6 protein-coding genes are annotated in these 5,312 nt (G+C 70.7%); 4 read left to right on the plus strand and 2 right to left on the minus strand.

Features of this window, described 5'->3' with window-relative positions; translation table 11 throughout:
- Positions 1-191 precede the first annotated feature (191 nt).
- Together AB0I76_RS21725 and AB0I76_RS21730 are read left to right on the plus strand one after the other, a co-directional pair.
- The gene (locus AB0I76_RS21725) at positions 192-1,421 is read left to right on the plus strand and encodes a right-handed parallel beta-helix repeat-containing protein (RefSeq protein WP_357038322.1); all 1,230 of its coding nucleotides are present in this window, start codon (positions 192-194) and stop codon (positions 1,419-1,421) included.
- Between the two features lie 89 nt (positions 1,422-1,510).
- Positions 1,511-2,053, plus strand: coding sequence for an N-acetyltransferase (locus tag AB0I76_RS21730; RefSeq protein WP_357038325.1), 543 nt, complete (start codon positions 1,511-1,513; stop codon positions 2,051-2,053).
- Positions 2,054-2,069: 16 nt separating this feature from the next.
- Here AB0I76_RS21730 and AB0I76_RS21735 read toward each other — a convergent pair whose 3' ends face one another.
- The gene (locus tag AB0I76_RS21735) at positions 2,070-2,552 is read right to left on the minus strand and encodes a DUF6098 family protein (RefSeq protein WP_357038328.1); all 483 of its coding nucleotides are present in this window, start codon (positions 2,550-2,552) and stop codon (positions 2,070-2,072) included.
- A 402-nt stretch (positions 2,553-2,954) separates the two neighbouring features.
- Between AB0I76_RS21735 and AB0I76_RS21740 the strand changes: the two genes are divergently transcribed.
- Positions 2,955-3,401, plus strand: coding sequence for a hypothetical protein (locus AB0I76_RS21740; RefSeq protein ID WP_357038331.1), 447 nt, complete (start codon positions 2,955-2,957; stop codon positions 3,399-3,401).
- Between the two features lie 87 nt (positions 3,402-3,488).
- Positions 3,489-3,752: a hypothetical protein gene (locus AB0I76_RS21745; protein WP_357038334.1), complete on the plus strand. Its 264-nt coding sequence runs from the start codon at positions 3,489-3,491 to the stop codon at positions 3,750-3,752.
- 19 nt (positions 3,753-3,771) lie between these two features.
- Here AB0I76_RS21745 and AB0I76_RS21750 read toward each other — a convergent pair whose 3' ends face one another.
- On the minus strand, positions 3,772-4,644 hold the full coding sequence (locus AB0I76_RS21750) for an SDR family oxidoreductase (protein ID WP_357038337.1): 873 nt from the start codon (positions 4,642-4,644) through the stop codon (positions 3,772-3,774).
- Positions 4,645-5,312: the final 668 nt, after the last annotated feature.

The following is a 5,312-nucleotide window of genomic DNA, read 5'->3' on the forward strand; positions in this document are numbered from 1 at the left end:
CGGCAGCGGCGCCTGGTTCGGTCTCTTCATCGGACTTCTGTTCGGGATCGTCACCGTCGGCAACTGGATCGCGGCCCGGTCCGTCGCGCTCCGCGGCTCCCGCGCAGCGCGGCGGGGTCGGCGCCGGAATCGGCGGCCCGACCTGGTCCACCGGGCAGAAGGCCCCCCTTCAGGGCGGGCGATACCTGTACGTGGCACCGTCCGGCGACGACAGCAACAGCGGCCTCACGCAGAAACAGCCCTTCCGGACGCTGCAGCGCGCCGCCGACCAGACCCGGCCCGGTGACACGGTTCTGATCGCCGACGGGCGGTACAGCGCCCCCGGCCGACCGAACGTCCTCGGCATCACGCGATCGGGCGAACCCGACAGGTGGATCACGTACGCGGCCGCTCCGAACGCTCGGCCCGTGATCGAGGGCGGCGAGGGCAACTGGCAGATCGTGCATGTCCGTGCCGCGTACATCCGGGTCGTCGGGCTTTCCGCGGTCGGCAACCGCGCCCGGCTGACCGCCGAGCAGCGCGACCGTGCCCAGCGCGGCGACCTCAAGGACCCGGCCATCAACGGCAACTGCTTCACCGCCGACGAGCAGAAGTCCGCGGATCCTCCCCGCCGGCCGCACCACGTGCACTTCTGGGGCAACACCGCGACCGACTGCGCGTTGGCCGGTTTCTCGACCCTCGCGGCCGACCACGTGACCATGGAGTACAACGTGGCCGCCCGCAACTCCTGGTACTCCGGCTACTCGGGAAGCTGCTTCTCGGTGAACGGCAGTTGGAACTCCGACGACGACACCGGCTACAAAATGATCATTCGGGGCAACGTGGCCCACGACTGCCGGCAGATCGTGCCGAGTGCGGTCATCGGCGCCGACAGACCAACCAGTGGCCACGGCTTCAGCATCGAGTTGAACCGTAACGAGCACCTGCGGGAGGCCCCGCTCTCCCAGGACCGCTATCGCGGCCTCATCCTGGTGGCCGACAACGTCGCGTACGGCAACGGTGGCCACGGCATCGCGGTGTACGACAGCGACAACGTCGCCGTCCTCAACAACACCCTGTACCACAACGCCGAGACGCCCCACCTGTCCGGCGAGGTGATCGTCCGTGGGGCGGAGAGGGTCGCCGTCGCCAACAACATCGCCGTGGCCCGGACCGGCAAGGTCGCCGTCGGGGTCAACCGGGTTGGTGCCACCAGGCTGGCGAACAACCTCCTCGTCGGAGTCCAGGAACTGCCGGCCGGGATCGCCGGGGGAACCCTTGTCGGCCAGCCTTCCTTCGTGGACCCCGCCGCCGGCGACTTCCGCCTCAATGCCGACAGCCCCGCCGTCGACGCCGGCGCGCCGACGGCCGGCACCACCACCGACGCGGACCGGCTGCCCCGCGACAGCCGACCGGACCTCGGCGCCTACGAACGCCGATGACGGCCTCGGACGCCCTGGACGGAACCGGTTGGCGCCCGTGAAGGTAATCGCCTGGCCGAAGGGCGCGTCGCCCGTTACGGTCCCGGCCTATGCACGTACGCGGCGAGCGGCACGACGACCACGACGCGGTCGGCCACCTTCACCGACAGGCGTTCGGCGATCATGGGACGGTGGTCGCGCGGCTGGTCGGCGCCCTGCGCCACGACGACCCGGCCGCGCTCTCCCTCGTCGCGGAGGTGGCCGGCGAGGTCGTGGGCCAGGTGATGTTCACCCGGAGCCTGCTCGACGCCCCCCGCCGGCTCGTTGACGTGCAGGTGCTCAGTCCGCTCGCGGTCCTTCCCGCCCATCAGGGGCGCGGCGTGGGGTCCGCGCTGGTCCGGCGGGGCCTGGAGCTGCTCGACGCGCGGGGTGTGCCGGCGGTGTTCCTGGAGGGCGATCCCGGGTACTACTCACGTCTCGGTTTCCGCCCCGGCCGTGGGTGCGGCTTCCGCAGACCGTCGCTCCGCATCCCCGAGCCGGCCTTCCAGGTGTTCCCGCTCGCGACGTACGAGCCGTGGATGACGGGCACGCTGGTCTACTCGGCCACCTTCTGGGAGCACGACTGCGTGGGGCTGCGCGACCAGGAGGGGTGAGGCTGCCGGCGCGAGGTCAGTCGGCCCGGTGCAGCGGCCCCCACTCCTCGGACGCCTGGGCCTCCACCACCCGGTCCGCCTCGCGCAGGGCCCGCTCCGACACCCAGGCGACGGGGCGCCGGCAGTGCACGAGCGGTTCGTTGTCCGGTCCCCGCCCGCACTGCTCACCCACCAGGACCCAGGGGCGTACGCCGGGACCTCGCAGATCCCGCAGGTGGCAGTAGTCGTAGAGGCGGCGCGCCACCCACAGGCGCAGCGGTCGCCCGCCCCACCACGGCTCCACGGCGAGTGGGTTGGCGGAGAGGCCCGGCAGGTCGATCCCGGTCAGCGCGTCCTTGCTGGACTGCCCCGCACCGGGCTGCCCGCACAGGTCGATCTCGGGACCCCGGGACCACCGGACGTACATCTCCTCGTCCGGGCGGGTCTCCCGGAGCAGGTCGACGAGCTGATCCAGATCGTCGACGACCGGCAGAACCACCTCGTCCCGTACCCCGTTCATGGGGTCTCTGTGCCCCGCAACCGGCGGACCATGCCTGCCGGTCGCGAGTCGGGTATGCCCGGCGGCGGCGCTCAGTCCCAGTTGTAGCTCGGCTGCACGGGACACCTCCGAGGGGGTCGTCGTCGGTCCCCTCGGGTTGCGCCCCGGCCGTCGACGCGGGAAACAGCCGGCAATTGTCGGTTCACGGAAATGTCGCGGTGCGAATTACGTCATATTCGCCGTCCGTCGATGAGTGGCGGGACTTCGCGCAGGTGAGGGTCCCCCTACGTGCGGCGACACATCGTCGGCTCGGCGACGGTGTCGGGCCGACACATTCGGTGGCCCGTCCCCGGAACACCATTCTGTTCCCGCATCCGCGCAACGGAGAAGAGGGGGACGCAGATGTTGGGAACCATTCGGCGAATGGGAGTCGTGCTCGCACTGACGGCGGGTCTGGTCGCGGGGGCCGGCGGCACGGCGCAGGCCGCGGTCGTCAACCCGGTGACCCCGCAGTCGCTCTGCGGGTTCGGTTACACCGTGCGGGACCAGGACCCGATCCACCACGCGCAGACCGGCGCCCGCCTCGGCACGGTCTACCTGATGTACAACACGCTCACCGGGTACGGCTGCACGGCCACGATCAAGTCCGCGTACGTCGGCACGCTCACCCGGACCCAGGTCTACCTCGCGGCGCAGTACCTGCCGACCCAGACCGACGACGCCAACAAGCTCTACGCAGCCGGTCCGACCAGGGCGTACGTCCGTGGTGGCTGCACGATCTGGGGCGGGTTCATGGCCGATCCGGCGGGGACGATCCACTACCACGACCGGGCGAACCCGGCGATCGGCGGCATCGGCACCTGCTTCTGACGCCGGGCGGCGGGCCCGGCTCCCCTCACCCGGGAGCCGGTCCCGCCGTCGCGGGACGGGCGCCCGGGCGCTGGCATACTCGCCGCCATGGTGTTGTCTCGCCGCTGGGCTGTCTTCCTCACCGGGGTCGGTGTCTGGACCTGGGTGATCTGGCCCCGGTTCGCGGTCGCCATCTGGAACGACCCGCGCTCGTGGTCGAACGGTGAGGTGGGCGAGTTCCCGGCGACGGGATTCCTGTGGGTGCACGCTCTGCTGATCGCGGCGTCGCTGGCGATCGGCACCACCGTCGGTGTGCTCGGCGTACGCGCGTGGCGGGCCGCCGGCCGGCGTACCGACCGGTCGACGGCCTGAACCACGGCGGAGCCGGAGCTCAGCCCGTCGCGGCGGGCTTCCGGGCGGTCGCCGGCGACCACGCGCCGCGCTCGTCGTGCGCGAACTGGGCGAAGTCGATCGGCGGGCGGCCCAGCAGGGCCCGCACGTCGTCGGTGATCCGGTCGGCGAGGCCGAGCCGGCAGGTCGTGTAGAGAGCGAGCGTGACCAGGGCCATGCCCCACGCCATACCCTCCGCCCGCGCGGACCGTAGGTAGCGCAGCGGACCCGCCGACACGTACCGCACGGGCCGTCCCAGCTCGGCCGCGATCAGGTCGGCAACCTCGGCGTACGTGAGCGGCCGCGACCCGGTCGGGGTGTACGCCTGCCCGACGTGTCCGTCGCCGTCCAGCGCCAGGGCCGCCACCTCGGCGACGTCCCGGACGTCGACGAAGGCCGTCCGACCCCGTCCGGCGGGAAGCAGGATGCGGCCGTGCTCGCGGATGTCGGCGGCGTGGGTCGTGGACAGGTTCTGCATGAAGAACGCCGCCCGGACGAAGGTCCACTCCAGGCCCGACCTCCGGAGCCACTTCTCCAGGTCGTGGTGCGGGACCACCGGGTTGTGCTCGGCACCCTGGAGGGAGAGCAGGACCATCCGTCGTACGCCGAGCTGCCGCGCGCGTTCGAGGGCGGGCAGCATGTCCCGCTTGACGTTGCCGATCTGCGGGGGACGCATCAGGAACATCCGGTCCACGCCGGTGAAGGCCGCATCCCAGGTGGCGGGGTCGGTGAACGAGAACGTGACCGCCTCGTCCCACGGACCGGTGGCACCCGCGTCGGGTACCGCCGCCCGCACCTGGTGGCCGCGTTCTTGCAGGAACCGGGCGACGTGCCACCCGGCCCGCCCGGTCGCACCGCTCACCAGAACTGTCATGCCTTCATGGTTCCCGGGAACTGGAGGCCCCGAGCAGTGCGTTGCTACCCCGGTAGACGGGACCTTCGGCCCCGCTCCTCGCGACCCACCAGGTGCCACCAGGCCTCTGACCTGCGTTGATAGCTGGGCGATGATGATGTGACGCGGGACGCTACCCACCGATTTGACGATCAAACCTGCGGGCGCGTAACTTTCTCTCTGCCAACGCGGAACGGGGCAAACAGGGCAAGCGCCCTGAAGCACCTGAGCCGGGATGGCACCGGGTCGGACAGGGTCACTCCTGGAGGACACGGACCGGGCGAGGCCCGACAGACCGCCGCGAGGCGGATTTGGCGGAGCGAAACCGACCGGGTAAGGTTATCGACCGGTAGGGAACCGGGCGAGCTTGCGGGAAACCGCAGCGGCCGGCCTACCAAATCCGATGATCAGCGAAGCGGTACACCGCTGCGCGCGTTCGTCGGCGCCAACCCGTACGAAGCGTGACACACCGGGACACACCGGTTGACACGGAGAAGACGGTGAGGTAACGTAGTAAAAGTGCCCGGCGCGAGAGCGGCGGGTGTGAGACGGACAAAATGCCCCGGACGGGTTCTGCGTGAGTGGGATGCCGGATGGTGTGTGGTTGTTCTTTGAGAACTCAACAGGGTGCTTGATAAGCCAGTGCCAAT

Source organism: Micromonospora sp. NPDC049799 (assembly GCF_040656655.1).
Classification (GTDB): Bacteria; Actinomycetota; Actinomycetes; order Mycobacteriales; family Micromonosporaceae; genus Micromonospora.